We start from the raw sequence: 20,045 nt of genomic DNA, 5'->3' as shown, positions 1-20,045 counted from the left end.
TTTGTCTGCTGGTCCATGTTTTCGTACGGTCAGCGCAGTAAATGCGCAGACCTACTGAACAGTTACTGCTTTCTTTACTATCATTATATGCAGTCAGACTATTGTTAGTCAATGGTAATAATTGTTAGTTAATTCTAACAGTATTTAGCCGTTACCGTGAACCATCTCCACACTTCTCCGTCCATCTCCCGACGGATTCTGCCGCGCAGGCGAAGGTAGTCCAGATGCGCCATGCACTCTCCCACCGCAAACCACTTCTGGGACGGTGGAAATTCTTCCCAGCTGGCGGCACGGATCTTCCAGCGCATCTTTCCAGCCGTCTCATATGCCGTCATGCCCGGATGTTCGGCAAGCAGCGCCTCCGTCTCCGCCAGACGCCGCTCATGGTGTGCCAGCAGCGCCTCGATGCGCGCTGCATAATCGCCCGTCTTCCGGTGTCCCGGCAAGGCAAGGCGGACCGGATATTTTCTGGCGAGGCGCAGGCTATCGAGATAATCACCTAATGAATCCTCCGATTCCAGCCAGGAAGTAATATTCGGCGATATATCAAACAGGATATGATCGCCCGTGAACATGATGCCCTGTTTCTTTGCCCAGAACATCGCATTGCCCGGCGTATGCCCCGGCACGGAGATCATTTCCAGCGTGTAATCTCCTACCGTGTATTTCCAGCCTGCCTCAATCGGAACAAAACGATCATCAACCTGATCCAGCTTATAGCGGACTGCCGGATTGAGCGCCTGCGTTTTCTTCATTTCATCCTCCGGAAATCCCCCGGCACGGAATTGCTCCGCCAGCCGAAGCGGACGCTCCGGTGTAAAACCGTCCTTTAAGATTGCCAGATCGGTTCCGCTGATATAGATGTGGCTGTCCGTCCCTGCCGCCTCCCTGGCAAGTCCTGTGTGATCCGAGTGCAGGTGTGTCAGAAGAATATCCAGCCGCTCCGGACTGCTGCCAAGTGCCCGAAGCCCGGCAAACAGCGCCTCCCGGCATTCCTCGCGCCGAAATCCGGTGTCAATCAGAAGGTCGCGCCCGTTTTCTTTTCCCTGGATCAGGTAACTGTTGAGTTCCCGCAAAGGATTCTGCGGCAATTCCACACCGATCCGCCAGATTCTATCTGCCACCTGTTCTACAAGGGCTTCCCTCTTCTCTATGTTCTTTGTGATTTCTTCTCTTTTATTTTCTTTAAGCATATTTTTTCCTTATTGAATCTCTTTATTTGGCTTGCGACATATTTCTTCTTCCCGCGAGTGCGCATCCCGTGAAGCGTTTTGTTGCATCATAGAACAAAGTTTCCCATGACATAACAAAAATCCATGCAGTTTTTCAAAACCACATGGATCTTCACTTTATTCTCAGCCTTCTGCTTTCTCTTCTCTATGATCCATCGTTCGGAACAGATGTGCACAAATCAAAATCGCCACCACAATCGACAGATAATCAGCCGCCGGCTGTGCATAGATAACTCCATCCAGGCCAAACATCGCATTCAGCACGAAAATCAGCGGAATAAAAATCAGTCCCTGGCGGCAGATCGTAAGAATCAGCGACGGAAGCGCTTTTCCCATTCCCTGGATCGTATTGATGCAGAGGAATAAGATACCAAGGAGTGGCGCAGAAAGCTGCAGGGCAACCACCATCTGAATACCATACTGGACAACTTCCGCATCATTAATAAACATCTGAATCATTGTCTTTCTTGCGACAATCATAATCAATGTCAGAATCGTTCCCATAATAACCGATACAAGTCCTGTAAATTTGAATACCGACATCAGGCGTTTCTTGTTGCGCGCTCCATAATTATAACCGACCAGCGGCTGGATTCCCACGCAGAGACCAATCTGCAGCAGGACAACAAGCATATTAGATTTCATCGCAACACCCATCGCCGCTACCGGTGTGTCACCGTAGCCGACCAGCGCCTGATTCAGGATAATATTGGCAAAGCTCATCAGGATATTATTTAAGGAAGCCGGAATACCGATTCCTGCCACGCCGGAAGCGATTCCATCTCCCATCTTAAAATCACGGAAATGAATCGACAGTGTCGATTTGCCCCGCAGATAATAAGCAATATAGTAAAGACAGGCCGCAATATTGCCGATGATCGTCGCAAGCGCTGCACCGGTCACTCCCCAGCCAAGCACCAGGATCATGATCGGATCCAAAATAATATTTACTACGGTACCTATCAGGTTTCCGACCATCGATTCTCTCGATGCGCCTTCTCCCCGCAGAATATTCGCAAATGCAGTTGAAAACATAATAAACGGCGCGCCGATTGCAATAATCGCCAGGTACTGTCTCGCAAAACCGATCGTATTTACACTGGCACCGATGAGATGCAGAATGGTTTCCATTCCAAGTACAGACAGGATAGCCACTATCACGCCCAGCCCCAGGGATCCATAGCAGCAGAATGAACTGATATGACATGCCCGATCTTTATGGCGTTCTCCCAGTGCTCTCGATATCGCTGAGCTGCCGCCGATACCGAACAGATGGCCTAATGCCATAAAAATCATAAAGACCGGCGTTGCCAGCGAAACTGCCGCCACCTGCAGCGGATCCTTCGTCTGACCGATGAAAAATGTATCCGCCATGTTATAGATAACAACCACCAGCATGGAAATCATAGTCGGAACCGCCATGGTTGCGACCGCCTTCGGTACGGGTGTTTTTTCAAATAAATCCGTATTTGTTTTCATTTGTCGTAACTCCTCTCTTTCTATATTTGTTGTATTCTTTACAGTCACATTCTCGCGCCGAGCGCGGTCGCTTGCGACATGTTTCTGCTTCGCGCAAGTGCACATCATTGGCACGTTAGTGCCTTTTTGTATAATAGGGGATTCCAAGAAATTTCCTATTACATAAAAATACAGGCACTTCTGCCTGCTGTGTAAAAGATCAACTCTTATTTATAAACACTTAATTTTATCATAAACATCTATTTTGTCAACTATTTCCGTATTAAACTTATCTTAAAACCCAGCTTAAAAATTGTCTTTTGGAATTGTCTTTGGAAGTTGCAAAAAAGCGCTTTCTGGGATATGATGGAAACTAGAAAATTATGAATTTCATACCGATGGAGGATTTTTACTATGTCTAACAATTACGCAGGCAAATTTGTAAGTGCTGAGACCGCCGTCAAGGCCGTTCAACCGGGCGACTGGGTGGATTATGGCTTTGGTGCTGGATTTCCGGAGCTTCTCGACCGTGCGCTGGCAGCACGCAGGGATGAGCTGACCGATGTCAAGATCCGCGGCGGTTTAGTCATCCGCCCGCGCATCGAGGTTGTCGAAAGCGACCCGGAGCAGAAAGCATTCAGCTACTACAGCTGGCACATCGGCGATTATGAGCGCAAGCTGCAGACCCGTGGGCTCTGCAAGTTTATGCCGATGATGCTGCGTTCCCTGCCGGAAATGTACCGCCACCACATTCGCGTGGATGTTGCCTTTGTACCGGTTTCCAGACCGGATGCGGACGGCTACTGCGGACTGGGTATTTCCAACTATGCATGGCGCACCATCTTTGAGAATGCGCGCACCGTCATCTTCGAGATCAATGAGCGCCTCCCGCGCTTACAGGGCGTCGATGGTTCCCACCGTGTCCACCTCTCAGAGGCAGATTTCATCGTCGAGGGCGAGCATGAGCCGCTTCCGATCCGCACCTACCGCGATCCGAGCGCCGTTGATATTGAAATTGCCAAACGTGTCGTTGAGGAGATCCCGGACGGCGCTGTCCTTTCCCTGGGCGTCGGCGGCGTTCCGTTTACCGTTGCCAATATGCTGGCACAGTCCGACAAAACCGACCTCGGCTGCCACACCGGCACCATCAGCGATGCTTTTTTAGCCCTCTATAAGGCTGGCAAGCTGACCAACAAGAAGAAGGAAATTGACAACGGTTATTCTACCTGGAACCTTGCCATGGGCTCTCAGGAATTATATGACTGGCTGGATAATGAGCCGCAGCTCTTCCATCCGGCTGACGTCGATTACGTCCACTCCCCGTACCGCATCGGTGAGATGAAAAATGTCATCAGTATCAACGGTGGTGTCGAGCTGGATCTGATGGGACAGGAAAATGCCGAGTCTGCCGGCACCCGACAGCTCTCCGGTATCGGCGGACAGATGGATTTCCTGGAGGGCGCATTCCGCTCCGAGGGAGGCAAGGGCTTTATCTGCCTTGCTTCCACCCACAAGAAAAAAGATGGCTCCTTAAAATCCAACATCGTACCGTTCATTCCGGGCGGCAGCACCGTATCTGCACCGCGTACCATGATTCAGTACGTGGCGACCGAGTACGGTATCGCAAAACTGACCGGGCTTACCTTAAAAGAACGAGCGGATGCCATGATCGCCATCGCACACCCGGATTTCCGTGATGAGCTGCGCCGGTATGCGGAGGAGAATTTTAAATAAAAATTGGAAAGATACATCGGAACCGAAACATCAACATTCCATGTTATCTTTGATTATTTGAAAACCAGAATTTTCAACATAGAAAAGCCGTAACCTTATACTTTCGCTCATGAGTTTAATCCCATGGGCGAGTATATCTGATTACGGCTTTTTATTTTTTATGCCTCTTTCTTCGCCCCTATAACAACCATAACCACCATAAACCGGCAGACCAAAATAATCATAGACGCAAAGAGCTGCCACAGCGCGATATGCAGAATCAGGCTGACTGCGTACCCACACAGTGCTGCTCCCATTACCATAGCATATCCACAGCACAGTTCGGAGTGATAGGAATGTCTGGGCGAACCTGCGGTGTAGCTTTCCATCAGTCCATAGAGCACCACATATTCCAGCATACACGGAATCAGCGACCAGATGGTTCCGTCCGGCCGCCTCCAGAACATGGACAGGAAGCTAGAAAAAGCAGTCACCAGCACAAGCGCCGCCCCTGCTGCCCGGTACACTCTCATCTCTTTTACATCCATCTGGAAAAATCCAGCCTGCCGCTCTTTCTGGAGAATCCCGATATATAAAATCAGGAACCCGATGCAGGGCGGCAGCAGCATCACATGGAACAGATTAATATGAATCGAAGCAAGAATCAGACCGGCTAAAATCTTATGATCTCCCGTTTTCACTTAAATGCCTCCTCTTTCAGCAGATATTTCCACACATCAATAAAGCGAAGCTCCCTTCTCTTCCTGTATTCATTTTCAAATGAAAGAACCTGCTCCCCGCCATCTTTGCCGATATATGAAAGCACTGCAACTCCTGAATGAAATACCTGCGGCGATTGGTCTTCCTCTTTGCCAATCCAATGGCTCTGGAACGTCAGCACATCACCCGTTTTTACTGTCATCCGTTTCGGCTCTTCCCCTTCTTTTTGGGCTGGGATGGGCTCTCCATTTAAGGTCATCGAAAAATTTTCCATCTCCCCGGCTGACGCAATGCAGCCTTTTACTTCGATGGTTCCATCTTTCTGAACGGTGTAAACCTGTGTGGCCGTTCCATCTGAATTGGCGCTGGAACTTGGATTTTTCAGGGCGCTCCCGCCCTCCGGATTTGCAATCAGTACCAGATTACCAATTTTTACGTCCGCTGTGTTTCCATCTGAATAGAGCACCTGCGCCCGCGTCAGGACTCTCCACTGACGGATCCCGTTATGCTGCGGATCTTCAATCGAAAGCGTAGCATCCAGGCGATGAAGCGCATACTGTCCCGCTGACTGGACTGTCTCCCGCATTTCCTGCATTTGAAGTTCAGGCAACTCTGAAAAACGAATTTCTCTCACACAGATCTCATCCGTCACATCCGTCAGATAGGCAAAATTTACCTGTGTATACCATACATCCGAAGTTTCATCTGTCTCATCCACATTTTCTTCCCCTAGTGCATATAAGGACACTGTATTCTCCAATTCCATATTCGCATTCAGGTCTTTCACACCTTTGTCTAAAACTCCAACTTTCACATCGGAATCGGTACTTTCTTCTTCAAGCGCCTCACTTGACACAGATGGAACGATTCCATCCTCCGAAGTTTCTACTCCGTCCAGCCCACAGCCCAGATAAGCCGACTGGCTGTAGTGCAGAAACAGCGGTTCTTTCAGCCGGAACGTATACTGGGCGATCAGACCCGCCAGCAGACAAATAAGCGCCAGCACCAGCCAGATACGCACGATCATCCGCTCCGGGTGTTTCCGAACTGTTTTTGCCTGTTCTTTTACTTCCATGAGTTCCCCGCTTTTCTCATTTTTCTCTATCATAAAAAGGCCACCCACCTGTCTGTATAAGTTGTTCTCTTTGCAACATTATACCTTTTTACAGGTGGGTAGTCTTTTCTATTTTCTTACAATTTATAGCCTTCTTTTTGAAAATTGCAAAAGAACGCAATTCGTAGCAATTTGGCATCCGCATTCACTGCCTTAACTTCTCGCCTGTCCCATCGATAACATTCGCAGCGCTTTGTTCAATTCAAGCACAGCCTATAACCATATCGATCCGAAAGGTCTTCCAGAAAGAGAAAGCCGCCGCTGACAGCCTTGATGAATCGGTATCGATCCACTCAGCCGCCTGCGGCGGTTTTCTGCTTATTTATATAAGAATATCATATTTTTGACCGAAACGGTAAGCACTTCATCCGCCATTATTCAGCTTCTGCCGCTCTCGCCTCCACTTCTCTCTTCTGTACATCGCCCGGAGCCTGCTCGTAGCGGCTGAACTCATAGGAGAATTCACCGATACCGCCGGTCATGGAACGAAGGTCGGTGTTATAACCAAACAGCTCGGACATCGGGATATCTGCCTCGATGATCTGTTTGCCGTGATGGTTGGAGTTCATACCGAGAACACGACCTCTTCTGCGGTTCAGATCGCCCATGACGTCGCCGGTGAATTTATCCGGAACGGTTACTTTCAGAGATGCGATCGGCTCAAGGAGAACTGGATTCGCTTCCATGAACGCTTTCTTGAATGCCAGCGTCGCTGCCATCTTGAATGCCATCTCGGAGGAGTCAACCGGATGATAGGAACCATCTAACAGGGTTGCTTTCACACCGACAACCGGATATCCAGCCAACGGACCCTTCTGTACGCATTCCTGAATACCCTTCTCAACTGCCGGGAAGTAGTTCTTTGGAACGGCACCGCCAAATACCTTCTCTTCAAATACATATGGTGTCTCCAGATCGCCGGACGGCTCGAAGGACATCTTAACATCGCCGTACTGTCCATGTCCACCGGACTGTTTCTTATATTTGCCCTGTGCTTCTACTTTCTTGCGAAGTGTCTCGCGGAATGCAAATTTCGGTTTGCTGAGCACAATGTCTACTTTATATCTTGCCTGCAGCTTGCTGACAACAACTTCGAGCTGCTGCTCGCCGATGCCGTAAAGTAAGGTCTGACGGTTCTCGGTATCGCTGACGCTTCTGAGTGTCAGATCTTCGTCCATCATCTTCGCCAGTGCACTGGAGATCTTGTCCTCATCGCCTTTGGTCTTAGCTGCGTATGCCATGTAGGTATACGGGGTAGAAATCTTCGGTTTGTGGTATACAATCGGAGCCGTGCGGACTGCGATGGTATCGCCGGTCTGAGTAACGTTTAATTTGGCAACCGCGCCGATATCGCCAGCCTTTAATTCCGGAACCTCGATGACATCCTTGCCGCGGAGAACATATACTTTCTGAACTTTCTCTTCAGCATCTTTGTTTACATTGTAGATAACGGTATCTGGTTTTAAGGTACCGGTACAAATCTTCATCAGGGAGTATTTGCCGATGAACGGGTCAACCACAGTCTTGAAAACACGTGCCGACAGGGATACATCGTCATTATATTTAGCGGTAAAGCGCTCTGCGGTCGATACATCGACACCGACACACTCGAACTTGTCCGGTGACGGGAAGTATTTATCGATCGCCTGCAGCAAATATGCGAAGCCCTGTGCATTGACACCGGAACCCATCATAACCGGAACGATGTTGCCCTCACTTACGTGCTCGCGCAGCGCCTGTGCGATCTCTTCCTGTGTAAATTCTTCACCGGAGAAATAGCGCTCCATATATTCTTCACTCGTCTCTGCCACTGCCTCGATCAGCGCATCACGGATGATGCCGAGGTTCTTCTTGGTGTACTCCGGAATCTCGCATTTCTCATATTCGCTTAAATGCGTGAAACGGCGGCCTTCCATCTTTACCGCATTGACAAAGCCGACAAATTTTTCATTTTCACGGATCGGCACCTGGAACGGCGCGATCTTACGGCCAAACTGTTTCTCCAGTTTTAAGATCAGCTCACGGAAGCTTGCCTGATCGTCATCCATGTTGGTAACGAAGAACAGGCGCGGCAGGTTGTACTCTTCACAGAGTTCCCATGCCTTCTCGGTTCCGACTTCGATGCCAGCCTTGCAGTTTACAACGATGATTGCTGCATCTGCTACACTGATAGCTTCCTCTACTTCTCCCACAAAATCAAAATAGCCAGGGGTATCTAACAGGTTAATCTTGATCGGTCCATCTTCTCCCTGATACTCCAACGGAATCAGCGTGGTGGAGATAGAGAACTGTCTCTTGATTTCTTCTTTATCATAATCGCTGATGGTGGTTCCTTCCGGAACTTTTCCCATTCTCTTGGTAGTACCTGTTACCAGTGCCAGCGCCTCTGCTACCGTTGTCTTGCCGGCACCGCCGTGCCCCAGTAACACTACATTGCGGATTTGTTTTGTCCCATACACGTTCATAGTTAAGTCCTCCCGTCTATTTATTTTGATGTTTTTTTCTTGTATTTTAACCTCTGTTCATATTGTACAAGAAAATAGAGAAAATTTCAAGCAAAACAACACCTTTATACAAAATTTATTCGTTTTATTTTGAAAAGCATTGAAAATGCGACAATTTCCCTGTTCAAAGGCGGTGAAATCAATCGCATTTTCGCAAATTTAGTAATAAACAGATGTAAAAAAAATTCTTTTTCACTTCAACGCGTAAAATCGTTGACAAGTGACTTGTTCTATTCTACAATAATTTCTAGTTTCATTTTTTACTATACTACCTATGAAAGAGAGCGTAATTGCTATGAATACACCGATTAATCATCTTACCGCCGGTTTCATCGGACTCGGTCTGATCGGCGGCTCTATCGCCAGAGGTTTGAAACGCAGCGCCCCGGATATTCAGATCATGGCTTATATGCGAACCCGCGAAAAATTGGAACAGGCACATGCAGACGGCATTGTTGACCTGATTCTGGACGGCGTGGACGAGCATTTAAGCGAGTGCGACATCATTTTCCTGTGCACACCGGTTGAATTTAATGAATCCTATCTGCGCCAGATCCGGCCGTTCTTAAAGGAAGGCGCGGTTGTGACTGACGTCGGAAGCACCAAGACCAGCATTCATGAGACCGTTGCCGCGCTTGGCATGGAAAGCTGCTTCGTCGGCGGACACCCGATGGCTGGCTCGGAAAAGACCGGCTACGAGAGTTCAACCGACCATTTGCTGGAAAATGCATACTATATCATTACCCCGACACCGCACACCCCAGCTTCCCACACTGACCGTATGGTGGATGTGGCAAAGGCGATCGGTGCGCTGCCCCTGGTGCTGGATTACCATCGTCATGATTTCATTGTCGCGGCGATCAGCCATCTGCCGCACCTCATCGCCTCCAGCCTGGTCAACCTGGTACACGACTGCGACAGCGAGGATCAGATGATGAAACGGCTGGCTGCCGGAGGTTTCAAGGATATCACCCGTATTGCCTCCTCTTCTCCGGTCATGTGGGAACAGATCTGCATGACGAACACAGGCAATATCACTGAGGTGCTGGATCGCTACATTGATTCCCTGACGACATTGCGGGAAGAACTGTCCGACCACCAGTCTAGAGCCATCTACCAGCTGTTTGAGTCCTCCCGCGACTACCGGAATTCGTTTGCAGAAACTCCAAAAGGATCGATACAGCCGGAATACGCCTTCTCCGCCGACGTGGTGGACGAGCCAGGTGCTATCTCCATCATTTCCTCGATCCTCTCCGGTAAAGGAATCAGTATCAAAAATATTGGCATCAGCCACAACCGTGAGCATGGCGAGGGCGCGCTGCGGATCAGCTTCTACGACAAGGCTTCGATGGAAGCGGCGTGGGCGCGTTTGAAGAAATACAATTACACGCTGTTCGCGTAGACTGCAATGTATGTTTCAAACTTAACTTTCAACATTAATGTTTAGGCAGGTACAACTATGAACTCAATGAAATTTACCCATACATCTTCTCTCCGGGGCGAACTGACCGTTCCGGGAGACAAGTCCATCTCCCACCGCAGCGTCATGTTCGGCGCTCTTGCGGACGGACTGACCGAAATCCACGGCTTCCTGCAGGGCGCAGACTGTCTCTCCACGATCTCCTGTTTTTCCAAAATGGGAATCTCGATCGAAAATCAGGGCGAGACCGTTCTCGTCCACGGACGTGGGCTGCACGGGCTGACTGCCCCAGACTCCGTTTTAGACTGCGGCAACAGCGGAACCACAACGCGCCTGATCTCCGGCATTCTCTCGGCCCAGAAATTTGACACAACACTGACCGGCGACGCTTCCATCCAGAAACGTCCGATGAAGCGCATCATCGATCCTCTCTCCCAGATGGGCGCAAAGATCGAGAGTGTCAATGGAAATGGCTGCGCGCCGCTCCATATCACCGGCTCACCGCTGCACGGCATCCATTATAATTCTCCGGTTGCCTCCGCCCAGGTCAAATCCTCGATTCTACTGGCAGGTCTGTATGCCGACGGAGAAACCCGTGTGACCGAACCGTACATTTCCCGCGATCACAGTGAACGGATGCTGTCCGCATTCGGCGCAGACATCCACACAGAAGGAACCACCGCGATTTTACAGCCGGCAAAACAGCTCTATGGACAGAAAATTCTGGTTCCGGGCGATATCTCCTCCGCTGCCTTCTTTATCGCAGCCGGACTCATCGTACCGGATTCAGAAATCTTAATTAAAAATGTCGGTATCAACCCGACCCGCGACGGCATCCTGCGCGTCTGCAAGGCGATGAACGCGGACGTCGAACTTCTCAATGTAAACACCGCCTCCGGCGAACCGACCGCCGACCTGCTCGTCCGCTCCGGTAAGCTGACTGGAACCGCGATCGAGGGTGCGATCATCCCGACTCTCATCGACGAGCTTCCGGTGATCGCTGCGATGGCGTGCTATGCCGAGGGAACCACCGTCATACGCGATGCCGCGGAACTGAAGGTAAAAGAGTCAAACCGCATTGCTGTCATGGTAGAGAATTTAACCGCTATGGGCGCGGATGTGACCGAGACCGAGGATGGCATGATCATCCACGGCGGCAAGCCGCTGCACGGTGCTGTGATCGACAGCAAGAAGGATCACCGCATCGCCATGACCTTCGCCGTTGCCGCACTCGGCGCTTCCGGCGAGACCGAAATTCTGGATGCAGACTGCGTGAACATCTCCTATCCGGGATTCTATGGGGATCTGGAACGGCTGTGTAAATAAAATGTGACTATGCATATTTGAGACAAAAAGGGCAGGAAAAGCTTCAAATCGCTTTCCTGCCCTTTTCTTTTGTCCTACTGCCCATATTTCGCAAAATACCGATCCAGCACCTGTCTTGCGATCGGCGCAGCGACCGCACCGCCGGAACCGGACTCTTCTGCCAGCACGCAGATCGCCACCTTCGGCTTGTCCGCCGGAGCGAAACCGACAAACCAGGAATGTGTCTCCTTACCTGTCTCAAACTCGGCGGAACCGGTTTTTCCGGCCACCGTATAGGATGCCCCCCGCATCGCGGAACCCGTACCAATCTCAACCACCTGGCTCATGAGATGGGTCAGAAATTGTGCGTCATTCGCAGACATCAGGGTTCCATAGGCGGACGGAAGGAACTTCTTGACCGTCTGACCACCCACATTTTCAACATGATCGATCATATATGGCTTCATCAGCGTGCCGCCGTTGGCGATCGCCGATACGATCATCAGGTTATGCAGCGGCGTAATCTGGGTTTTTCCCTGTCCGATCGCAGTCTGAAGCTTTTCCCAGTCATCCGAACTGCCGTCGAGCGAAAACGTGCTCTGGTTGTACGGAAGTGTGTACGGAAGCTCCGAATTAAAGAGCATCTGATTTGCCAGCGCCCGGAATTTTTCTGAATTAATCTGCATTCCAATCTCCGCAAACGCACCGTTGCAGGAATTGGCAAATGCCTGAATCAGGTTCTGCGCCCCGTGTGCCGTCCCGTGGTAACATTTAATCGTATAATCGCCATTCTGGTAAGAGCCATTACAATTATACACATAGTCCTGCCAGGTATTCGGATTCTCTTTCATATATTCCAGCACCGTCAGCATCTTGAACGTCGATCCCGGCGGATATAAGCCCTGCGTCGCGCGGTTGACTAACTGCGCCTTCGTATTGTCCGGCGATATCAACTCCGCCCAGCGCTCATCGACGAGATTCGCATTGAAATTCGGCTGGGAAACCATCGTTAAAATCTTTCCCGTATCCGGTTCCATGACGATCACCGCGCCCCGGTGTTTTCCGATCGCGTCGGATGCCGTCTGCTGCAGATCCACATCGAGCGTCGTAATCACATTGTCTCCCAGATTTTTCTGCCCCTGAAATTCATTGATCGTTTTCTCAATCAGATTCACATGGGAGGAAAGCAGGTAGAAATTCGCCAGCGACTCCAGACCTGTTTTTCCATTTTTGCCGGAATATCCGACCGAATGGACAAACAGATAATCATACGGATAATAGCGTTTCTCGCTTCCGTCACTTGCAACGTTCGTCTGCGCCAGCACCGTTTTATCATTGCTCATAATCGAGCCGCGGGTTACCCGGTCTGAGAGGAGATCGAGTCTCGCATTATAAGAGCTGCCGATCACATTTTCACTCTTAAACTGGATAAACCAGCCAAAATAAACGGCCATCGCGATAAAGAGCGCCGCAATCCCATAGGTCAGCCACAGAATATGACGGTTTGAACGCGCTCTCGCATTTTCAGTTCTTTCCATTTCATCCTTCTGCCTCATCAAACTGCTGCTCCTCCTCTTCTTCCTCATTCCGTTTCAGGACATATAGTCCCTGTATCACGCCAAACAGGATAAATGTGCTGAGAATCGAACTGCCTCCGTAGCTGACAAGCGGCAGCGTCACACCGGTGGACGGGATAAACTTGGTCACGCCGCCGATCGTCAGGAACACCTGCACCACATACTCAATTCCCAGACCAAACGCGATCAGCTTGTAAAATAATGCCTGCATCCGGGTCGCAATCAGCATGAACTGCATGAAGCAGCCCAGACAGATCAGGAGAATACAGAGCGCATAGATGCCGCCCAGCTCCTCCGAGATCGCCGCGAAAATGAAGTCCTTCTCGACAACCGGGATCTTCTTCGGCATCCCTTGGTAAAGTCCCATGCCAAACCAGCCGCCTGTGCCGATCGCAAAGAGCGCCTGCGTAACCTGATATCCTTTTCCTGCGATGTCACTCCACGGATCCTGCCATGCTTCCACGCGGACACGCACATGCGAAAACAGCTTATACGCCAGCATCGCAGCCGCACAGCCGCTTCCAAGGCCGCCTGCCAGATACAGCCAGTTGGAGGTTGCAATAAACAGCATCAGGACATAGGCGAGGAAAAAAATCAGTGCACTTCCCAGATCCTTGGATAACACCAGAATCAACACGTGCGCCGCCGCCACGCCGGTCGTGATCGCCACATTTTTAAACTCCGTTGAGCGGTAAAACATCGTCGCCACGAAGAATACAAAGCTGATCTTAACAAACTCGGACGGCTGGAACGAAAACCCGCCGATACTGATCGAAAGCTGCGCGCCGAAGCTGGTATTGCCGATCACACAGACAACCAGCAGCAGCGCCAGACCTATCAGGCCGTACACCCACGGTATCTTAGCGAGCTGCCAGGTTCTATCTATCACATATGGTATAATCATTGTGATAACCGCCGCAACTGCCATGATGATAAACTGGCGGACCGCCTTGTCCATCGAGATGCGCGTCAGCATGATAAAACTGGTGCACAGAAGCATACACGTGTTGTTCAGCAACAGTCTCGACGCATTCCGGTAAAACAGCCGGTATAAGAGCTGGTACAGGACAAAAAAGACTAGCTGCGCGCCGAAAAACAGCACAACTGCCTCATCCTCGGTTTGTAGATAAATGATCGTACCCGACAGAAGAAATATCAAAAACAGCGGTACATTCTGCAGACGGCAGAGCCGGAGTTTCGACTCGTCATCCGGCAGTGAAAAAAAGCGGAAATTATAATATGTATAAATCAGTATCAGCAATATCATCAGATACCTGGACATCGTTGTCACAAGATTTATCATGGTAATCCTCCTTTTCATGTGTACCCGGAAGATTCCCGGTACACACGCTACTCTACGCCCCTCTTAAAATGACCTCTTGTAAATTCGCCCTCCAGCTCCACCGGTTCCTGATGGAGGAAGGTCTTCACGTAGGCATCCAGCACTTCCCCGGTCTGTGCCGCACTCTCCGACGTAAATGCCAGACGCAGCACCTCCGGCTGCAGGCGGTCTATCTGCTTTTTATCCTTCAAAAGCGACAGGGGGCTGGAATTGTAGATCGTATTGCAGCAGAAACGGCATTGGTTCCTTACCGGAAATATCTTCTTTTTGCGATCCCGCAGATACAGATATTCCGGACATTTACTGCATCCTTCCACTGTTTTCCGGATGCACTGGGCGGTTACCATGACCGGGATCGAACCATATACGAGAAGTTCCCGTTCCCGGCTGTCGCGCGCCTCCAACTCCCGGCTGTTGAGCTCGACCGGAAGGGTAAAACGCATCGAAAGCTCCGGCGCCATCTCCCGCACAAAATCCTCCGCCCGGTGATTCATCGTATAAATACCATAATCCATCACAAGCGGGATGGAAATCTTCCACTCGCGCACCAGTTCCAGCTCTTCCCATGCCCGGATGACAAGACCGTCAAATCCCGCCGATTCCAGCCTGGAACGATGTGTTTCAAAATATTCCTTTGCCCGATCGCGGAAAATATGCGGCATTACCAAAAGACACTGCTTGTCTGCCTCATGGCAGCGTGATACCCATTCGTCCCACTGTTCGGCGCCAAATTCAGCGCTATCCAGATAGATGGCGCCGACTTCCGGTACGGATAACGCCACTTTTAACTGTGCCGGGTGTTCGACCGAAACGTGGATGTGGTACAGAGCTGTTTTATTCCCTTTTTTATTCTCAAACAGCGTTTTCTGGCTCTGTACAGGTAAATCTGCTGTGAGTTCAACGTCCTGAGCCGGGCTGGTTTTTTCTGATTCCGAACCTGTCTGGTTATTTTCTTCCAGATTCTTTTCTTCCGGATTTTGCCATCCTTTTCCTGTCCCGCACGCCCTATTTTCCGGTATCTCCCGGCGGTATGGACGCAGTATCTCCTCGGTCAGCTGCTCAAACGCAGAGCGGCGGAGTTCATTTAACTCCTGCACCGGCACAAAGGAGCTGCCGCCTGTCTCCACTTCCATATTTTCAAAATAATACGGCGTATTTCCCGTTTTTCCGAGCTGTTTCTCAATCCGTTCCTTGCTCATCGGCTGTTTCACTGCCGTCTGGACAACTGCTCCGATTCCGCCTGCCATCCGGCTTTCTCCCGTCAGCGGATCTTCGTATTGAAGCGTCAGCTGCAGCGGTTCGCCTTCACAGACACGCGCAAACCCCTGAACCGGTTCTTTCACCTCTGCTTCCACATACGTTTTGTCCAGATACTGGTAAAGTTCCCGGTTTTCCTGGCGGAATGCCGGTTTCTCATGGCAGACCACCATATCGCGTCCATTGTGCTCGGTATAATAGCCTAACGTCTGACCGCCGCGGTCAAACAGATCCAGCAGCTCCTTCCGGTCTTTCGGGTCAACCCGGTAACCTTTTCTGCCATTCTTTAAATATAAATCTACATATTTCCGGTACAGGCGCACCACGCCTGCCGTATAGCGCGGACTCTTCATGCGCCCCTCGATTTTCAAGGAATAAACGCCTGCTTCCAGAATATCCGGCAAAATATCCAGCGTACAAAGATCCTTGAGACTGAGCACATACTTGGAATCACCCGGATTTAACACGCCATTTTCTTTCTTTTTGTTTTTGTTTTCATTCGGGTTGTTCTCATCCAGCCGCCGAAGGACATCAAACGGAAGCCGGCAGGTCTGAGCGCATCGTCCCCGGTTGCCGCTTCTGCCGCCGATCAGGCTGCTGAACAGGCATTGTCCCGAATAACAGTAACAGAGAGCCCCGTGAACAAAGCTCTCTATCTCCACGCCCGTCTCCTGATAAATGCGGCGTATCTCTTCCAATGAAAGTTCACGCGCTGTGACGATGCGGACCGCGCCCATTCTCGTCATAAGCGCCGCGCCCTCCGGTCCGGTAATCGTCATCTGTGTGCTCGCATGAACCGGCAAATCCGGAAAATGCTCCCGGATATAAGAAAATACCCCCATGTCCTGCACGATCACGGCATCCAGTCCCGCCTGGTAATACGGAAGCAGATAGTCGTATAAGTCATCCATCTCGTCTTCCTTTACCAGCGTATTGACCGTCATATAAAGCTGGCGCCCATGCAGATGCACGTAGTTGATCGCTTCCAGCATCCCCGTTTCATCCGGATTTTCCGCATATGCCCTGGCTCCGAAACGGCTGCCGCCCATATAGACTGCGTCCGCCCCCGCAGCAACCGCCGCTTTCATGCTATCGAAGGAACCCGCCGGTGCCAGAATTTCCACCTTTTTTTTCATATCATTTCACCCATTATAACCGCAGAATTGCATCTTTCAGTTCCACCGTTCCCTGTCTCTTGGGAAATGGCTTCCGCTTCATATATGCCTCCACCTGTGCCTGACGGACAGCTGCCAGTTCCTCACGTGCTGCCCCTGCCTCCTGGAGGCTCTCTTCCAGATCTTTCTTTATCGTCTGTTTTTCCTGCTCCAGCTGGCTCAGCTGCTCTTTTACACTTTGTTTTTCCTGTTCCGTCTGCATCAGACGTGCTTCCAGCTGCGATTTTTCCGTCTGCACAGCTGTCGCCGCCTGTCTTGCTTCTTCAAGCTGTTGTTTGAAAATCTCCAGCTTGTCCTGCAAAGAAGCGATTTCACTCTGGGATGACTCGACCGCCAGACGCTGATCTTCTGCCTCCTGTTTCCAAACCTCTGCTTCTCCACGGAAATCGTTTGCTTCCTTCTTTGCATCCGCAATCTGTTCCAATGCCTCTTTCTTTGCAGCTTCTGCCTGCTCCCGGGCTGTCTGCTCCGCCCTGGCAGCGCGATCCTGTGCTGCTTTTTCCGCGGATTCCACGCGATCCTGTACCTCTCTCTTCGCACGTTCAATCTGCTCCTGCGCTTCTTTTCTTGCAGACTCAACCTGTTCCTGTGCTGTTTTCTTCACAGCCTCGATCTGCCCCTGCGCTTCTTTTCTTGCAGACTCAACCTGTTCCTGTGCTGTTTTCTTCACAGCCTCGATCTGCCCCTGCGCTTCTTTTCTTGCAGACTCAACCTGTTCCTGTGCTGTTTTCTTCACAGCCTCGATCTGCTCCTGCGCTTCTTTTTTCACACGCTCAATCTGTGCCTGTACCTCATTTTTAGCAGCTTCCGCCTGCTCAGCTGCCTCTTTTGCCGCCTTCTTTGCTGTCTCCAGTTCTTCCTCGCTGACGGTGCGCTCATTGCGGAGACTCTCGAGTTTCATCTGGGTGCTGACCATCTCATGTTTCAGACGGTATGTCTCTTTTTCCATGCTCTCTTTGTCGGATGCAAGTGCCTTCGCACTCTCTTTTTCTTTAAAATAATCATCCGCCAGATTCAGATAAGTCATAATACTCTGGTAGTCTTCCGGCATTTTCAAAAATCCCGGCTGCGCCTTGAGCTGGAAAATCTTCCCATTCAGATACGTGGCAATCTGCTGTACATATCCTTCCGTCTCACTGCCGCCCAGGCTATACACTTTTCCATCAATTAATACATCTATATACTGTTTTGCCATCGCATTCTCTTCTTTCTATCTATTAATAAATATGGTTCGACGTTGTCACGTCACCCACACAGAAATACCACCTTCAAATCAATCAAATATCAAATCTCAGAAATACCGTTTTTTGCTTGATTCCAGGCATACCCGAGATGCCGATACGCTGCTTCGGTCGCCATCCGCCCACGCGGAGTCCGGTTGAGCAGACCGTTCATCAGAAGATACGGTTCATACACATCTTCCAGTGTCCCAGCATCCTCGCCCAGCGCTGCCGCCAGCGTCTCCAGCCCGACCGGACCGCCGGAAAACTTGTCGATAATCATATGTAAGATCGCACGGTCGTTGTTGTCAAGTCCCAGCTTGTCCACATCAAGGATATCCAGTGCAAAATCCGCGACTTCTTTCGTAATCACGCCGTTGTACTTGACCTGTGCAAAGTCCCTCACACGTTTTAACAGGCGGTTTGCCAGACGCGGCGTTCCTCTCGAACGTCTCGCAATCTCATAGGCGCCCGTCTTATCAATCTCCACATTCAGAACTCCCGCCGTCCGCAGGACAATCGTCTGCAGCTCTTCAGGCGTATAAAAATCCATCTTCTGCACGATGCCGAAGCGATCGCGCAGCGGCGCCGTCAGAAGCCCCGCGCGTGTCGTCGCGCCTACCAGCGTAAATTTCGGCAGATCCAGACGAATCGAGCGCGCCGTCGAATCTTTTCCCAACATGATATCGATCGCATAGTCCTCCATCGCCGGATAAAGCACCTCTTCCACCTGGCGGTTTAAGCGGTGAATCTCATCCACAAAGAGGACGTCTCCCTCCTGGAGCCCGTTGAGAATCGCCGCAATCTCCCCTGGTTTCTCGATTGCCGGACCGGAAGTAACCTTCATACGGGTTCCCATCTCATTGGCGATAATGCCGCTGAGTGTCGTCTTTCCCAATCCCGGCGGTCCATAGAAAAGAACATGGTCAAGCGCCTCGCCGCGGGATTTCGCCGCATGGATAAATACCTTTAACGTCGATTTGATCCGCTCCTGACCGATATATTCGTCTAAGGTCTGCGGGCGGAGACTTCCCTCAATCCGCTTATCCTCCTCCGTCACCTCGGTTGTAATCGTCCTTCTGCTCATACTTGTTTCCTGTCTTTCCTGTTTTTCTCTCTCATTCAATTAAGCCATGACAGTTCCATTTTCTCATATCTGCCACACATTCCAAATTTTCATCTGACGCACAAGCACCACTATTTTTTATGATCCTGCAATTTCGAATGTCCGACACATAGGTTGTTTTACAAAAACGCCAGATATTTCAGCGATGCCTTCAATACCGCCTCGGAATCCATCTCTTCCGTCACATTGGCGCTCTTGACCGCCTTCACCGCCTCGGCATTCGTATATCCCAGCGCCACCAGCGCCTCCACGGCTTCCTTCGCCGCATTGCCTGAAAGCCCGTTTCCCGCAGCCGGCGAAACCGCCGCACTGCCATCTAACAGCGGTGTCAGCAGATCCTCTGCCTGTACTTTATCCTTCAAATCGAGAATGATCCGCTGTGCCGTCTTTGCCCCAACGCCCGGTGCACGGGAGATCGCCTTCGCATCCCCAGTCATAACCGCAAGACGCAGATCCTCCGGACGCAGCGCCGACAAGATGCCAAGTGCCCCCTTCGGACCAATGCCGTTGACCCCCAGAAGCTGGCGGAACATCTCCAGATCCGAACGGCTTAAAAAGCCGTACAGGCTCATATCATCCTCCCGCACCTGCAGGTGCGTATATATCTTTACCTCTTCCCCGAGCGGCGGTAAAACTTCCAGCACCGACATCGGGACAAAAATCCCGATCCCCATCATGCCGGACTCGACCACGATACGGTCCTTTGCCTTCTCCGCCAGGATGCCTTTTACATACGAAATCACGGTAAATTCCTTTCTTTTCTCACTGGTTCAAGATCTGGTTCAAACTAAAAAAAGAACGCTTCAAAATGCCTCCAAATCTTCTTTTCAGTATACCATAGCACAGTTTTCATTGCAAGGAAAGTGCGGAATTTCGAACATA

At 50.6% G+C, this 20,045-nt stretch carries 14 protein-coding genes; 3 read left to right on the top strand and 11 right to left on the bottom strand.

Features of this window, described 5'->3' with window-relative positions; translation table 11 throughout:
* Window positions 1-134: 134 nt before the first annotated feature.
* Entirely contained in the window at window positions 135-1,193 is a 1,059-nt protein-coding gene (locus tag PG862_RS07610; protein WP_270707011.1) for an MBL fold metallo-hydrolase, read from the bottom strand.
* 162 nt (window positions 1,194-1,355) lie between these two features.
* On the bottom strand, window positions 1,356-2,711 hold the full coding sequence (locus PG862_RS07605) for an MATE family efflux transporter (RefSeq protein WP_270707010.1): 1,356 nt from the start codon (window positions 2,709-2,711) through the stop codon (window positions 1,356-1,358).
* 393 nt (window positions 2,712-3,104) lie between these two features.
* Between PG862_RS07605 and PG862_RS07600 the strand changes: the two genes are divergently transcribed.
* On the top strand, window positions 3,105-4,424 hold the full coding sequence (locus PG862_RS07600; protein ID WP_022360166.1) for an acetyl-CoA hydrolase/transferase family protein: 1,320 nt from the start codon (window positions 3,105-3,107) through the stop codon (window positions 4,422-4,424).
* Window positions 4,425-4,582: 158 nt separating this feature from the next.
* Here the strand turns inward: PG862_RS07600 and PG862_RS07595 are convergent, their stop codons facing one another.
* The 3 genes from PG862_RS07595 to PG862_RS07585 all read right to left on the bottom strand — a co-directional run bounded on the left by PG862_RS07595 (window position 4,583) and on the right by PG862_RS07585 (window position 8,702).
* Complete coding sequence (locus tag PG862_RS07595) at window positions 4,583-5,104, bottom strand: hypothetical protein (protein ID WP_107001643.1); 522 nt, start codon at window positions 5,102-5,104, stop codon at window positions 4,583-4,585.
* On the bottom strand, window positions 5,101-6,231 hold the full coding sequence (locus PG862_RS07590; RefSeq protein WP_270707008.1) for a hypothetical protein: 1,131 nt from the start codon (window positions 6,229-6,231) through the stop codon (window positions 5,101-5,103). Before PG862_RS07590 ends, PG862_RS07595 begins: the two co-directional genes overlap by 4 nt.
* Before the next feature lie 380 nt (window positions 6,232-6,611).
* On the bottom strand, window positions 6,612-8,702 hold the full coding sequence (locus PG862_RS07585; RefSeq protein ID WP_118467340.1) for an elongation factor G: 2,091 nt from the start codon (window positions 8,700-8,702) through the stop codon (window positions 6,612-6,614).
* Window positions 8,703-9,036: 334 nt separating this feature from the next.
* On the opposite strand from PG862_RS07585, the gene PG862_RS07580 reads away from it, so the two are divergent.
* On the top strand, window positions 9,037-10,143 hold the full coding sequence (locus PG862_RS07580) for a prephenate dehydrogenase (protein WP_117795005.1): 1,107 nt from the start codon (window positions 9,037-9,039) through the stop codon (window positions 10,141-10,143).
* A gap of 66 nt (window positions 10,144-10,209) precedes the next feature.
* Window positions 10,210-11,487, top strand: a complete 1,278-nt coding sequence (gene aroA / locus PG862_RS07575; RefSeq protein WP_118293797.1) for a 3-phosphoshikimate 1-carboxyvinyltransferase — start codon at window positions 10,210-10,212, stop codon at window positions 11,485-11,487.
* A gap of 74 nt (window positions 11,488-11,561) precedes the next feature.
* On the opposite strand, the gene PG862_RS07570 is transcribed toward aroA, so the two are convergent.
* From PG862_RS07570 to ruvA, 6 genes are all read right to left on the bottom strand, one after another.
* On the bottom strand, window positions 11,562-13,022 hold the full coding sequence (locus tag PG862_RS07570) for a peptidoglycan D,D-transpeptidase FtsI family protein (protein ID WP_270707006.1): 1,461 nt from the start codon (window positions 13,020-13,022) through the stop codon (window positions 11,562-11,564).
* On the bottom strand, window positions 13,006-14,346 hold the full coding sequence (locus PG862_RS07565) for an FtsW/RodA/SpoVE family cell cycle protein (RefSeq protein ID WP_117795001.1): 1,341 nt from the start codon (window positions 14,344-14,346) through the stop codon (window positions 13,006-13,008). The genes PG862_RS07570 and PG862_RS07565 overlap by 17 nt, the downstream gene beginning before the upstream one ends.
* A gap of 47 nt (window positions 14,347-14,393) precedes the next feature.
* Complete coding sequence (locus PG862_RS07560) at window positions 14,394-16,778, bottom strand: U32 family peptidase (RefSeq protein ID WP_270707005.1); 2,385 nt, start codon at window positions 16,776-16,778, stop codon at window positions 14,394-14,396.
* 13 nt (window positions 16,779-16,791) lie between these two features.
* The gene (locus tag PG862_RS07555; protein WP_270707004.1) at window positions 16,792-18,012 is read right to left on the bottom strand and encodes a cell division protein ZapA; all 1,221 of its coding nucleotides are present in this window, start codon (window positions 18,010-18,012) and stop codon (window positions 16,792-16,794) included.
* Window positions 18,013-18,101: 89 nt separating this feature from the next.
* Window positions 18,102-19,124, bottom strand: coding sequence for a Holliday junction branch migration DNA helicase RuvB (ruvB, locus tag PG862_RS07550; RefSeq protein WP_107001650.1), 1,023 nt, complete (start codon window positions 19,122-19,124; stop codon window positions 18,102-18,104).
* A gap of 158 nt (window positions 19,125-19,282) precedes the next feature.
* Window positions 19,283-19,906 carry a Holliday junction branch migration protein RuvA gene (ruvA, locus tag PG862_RS07545; RefSeq protein WP_118524488.1) on the bottom strand — a complete coding sequence of 208 codons (624 nt, stop codon included), beginning with the start codon at window positions 19,904-19,906 and terminating at the stop codon, window positions 19,283-19,285.
* Window positions 19,907-20,045: the final 139 nt, after the last annotated feature.

It is taken from the genome of Clostridium fessum (assembly GCF_027698965.1).
GTDB classification, from domain to species: Bacteria; Bacillota; Clostridia; order Lachnospirales; family Lachnospiraceae; genus Otoolea; species Otoolea fessa.
Note: the sequence above shows the minus strand (reverse complement) of the source record. Positions and strands in the feature narration are given on the sequence as shown.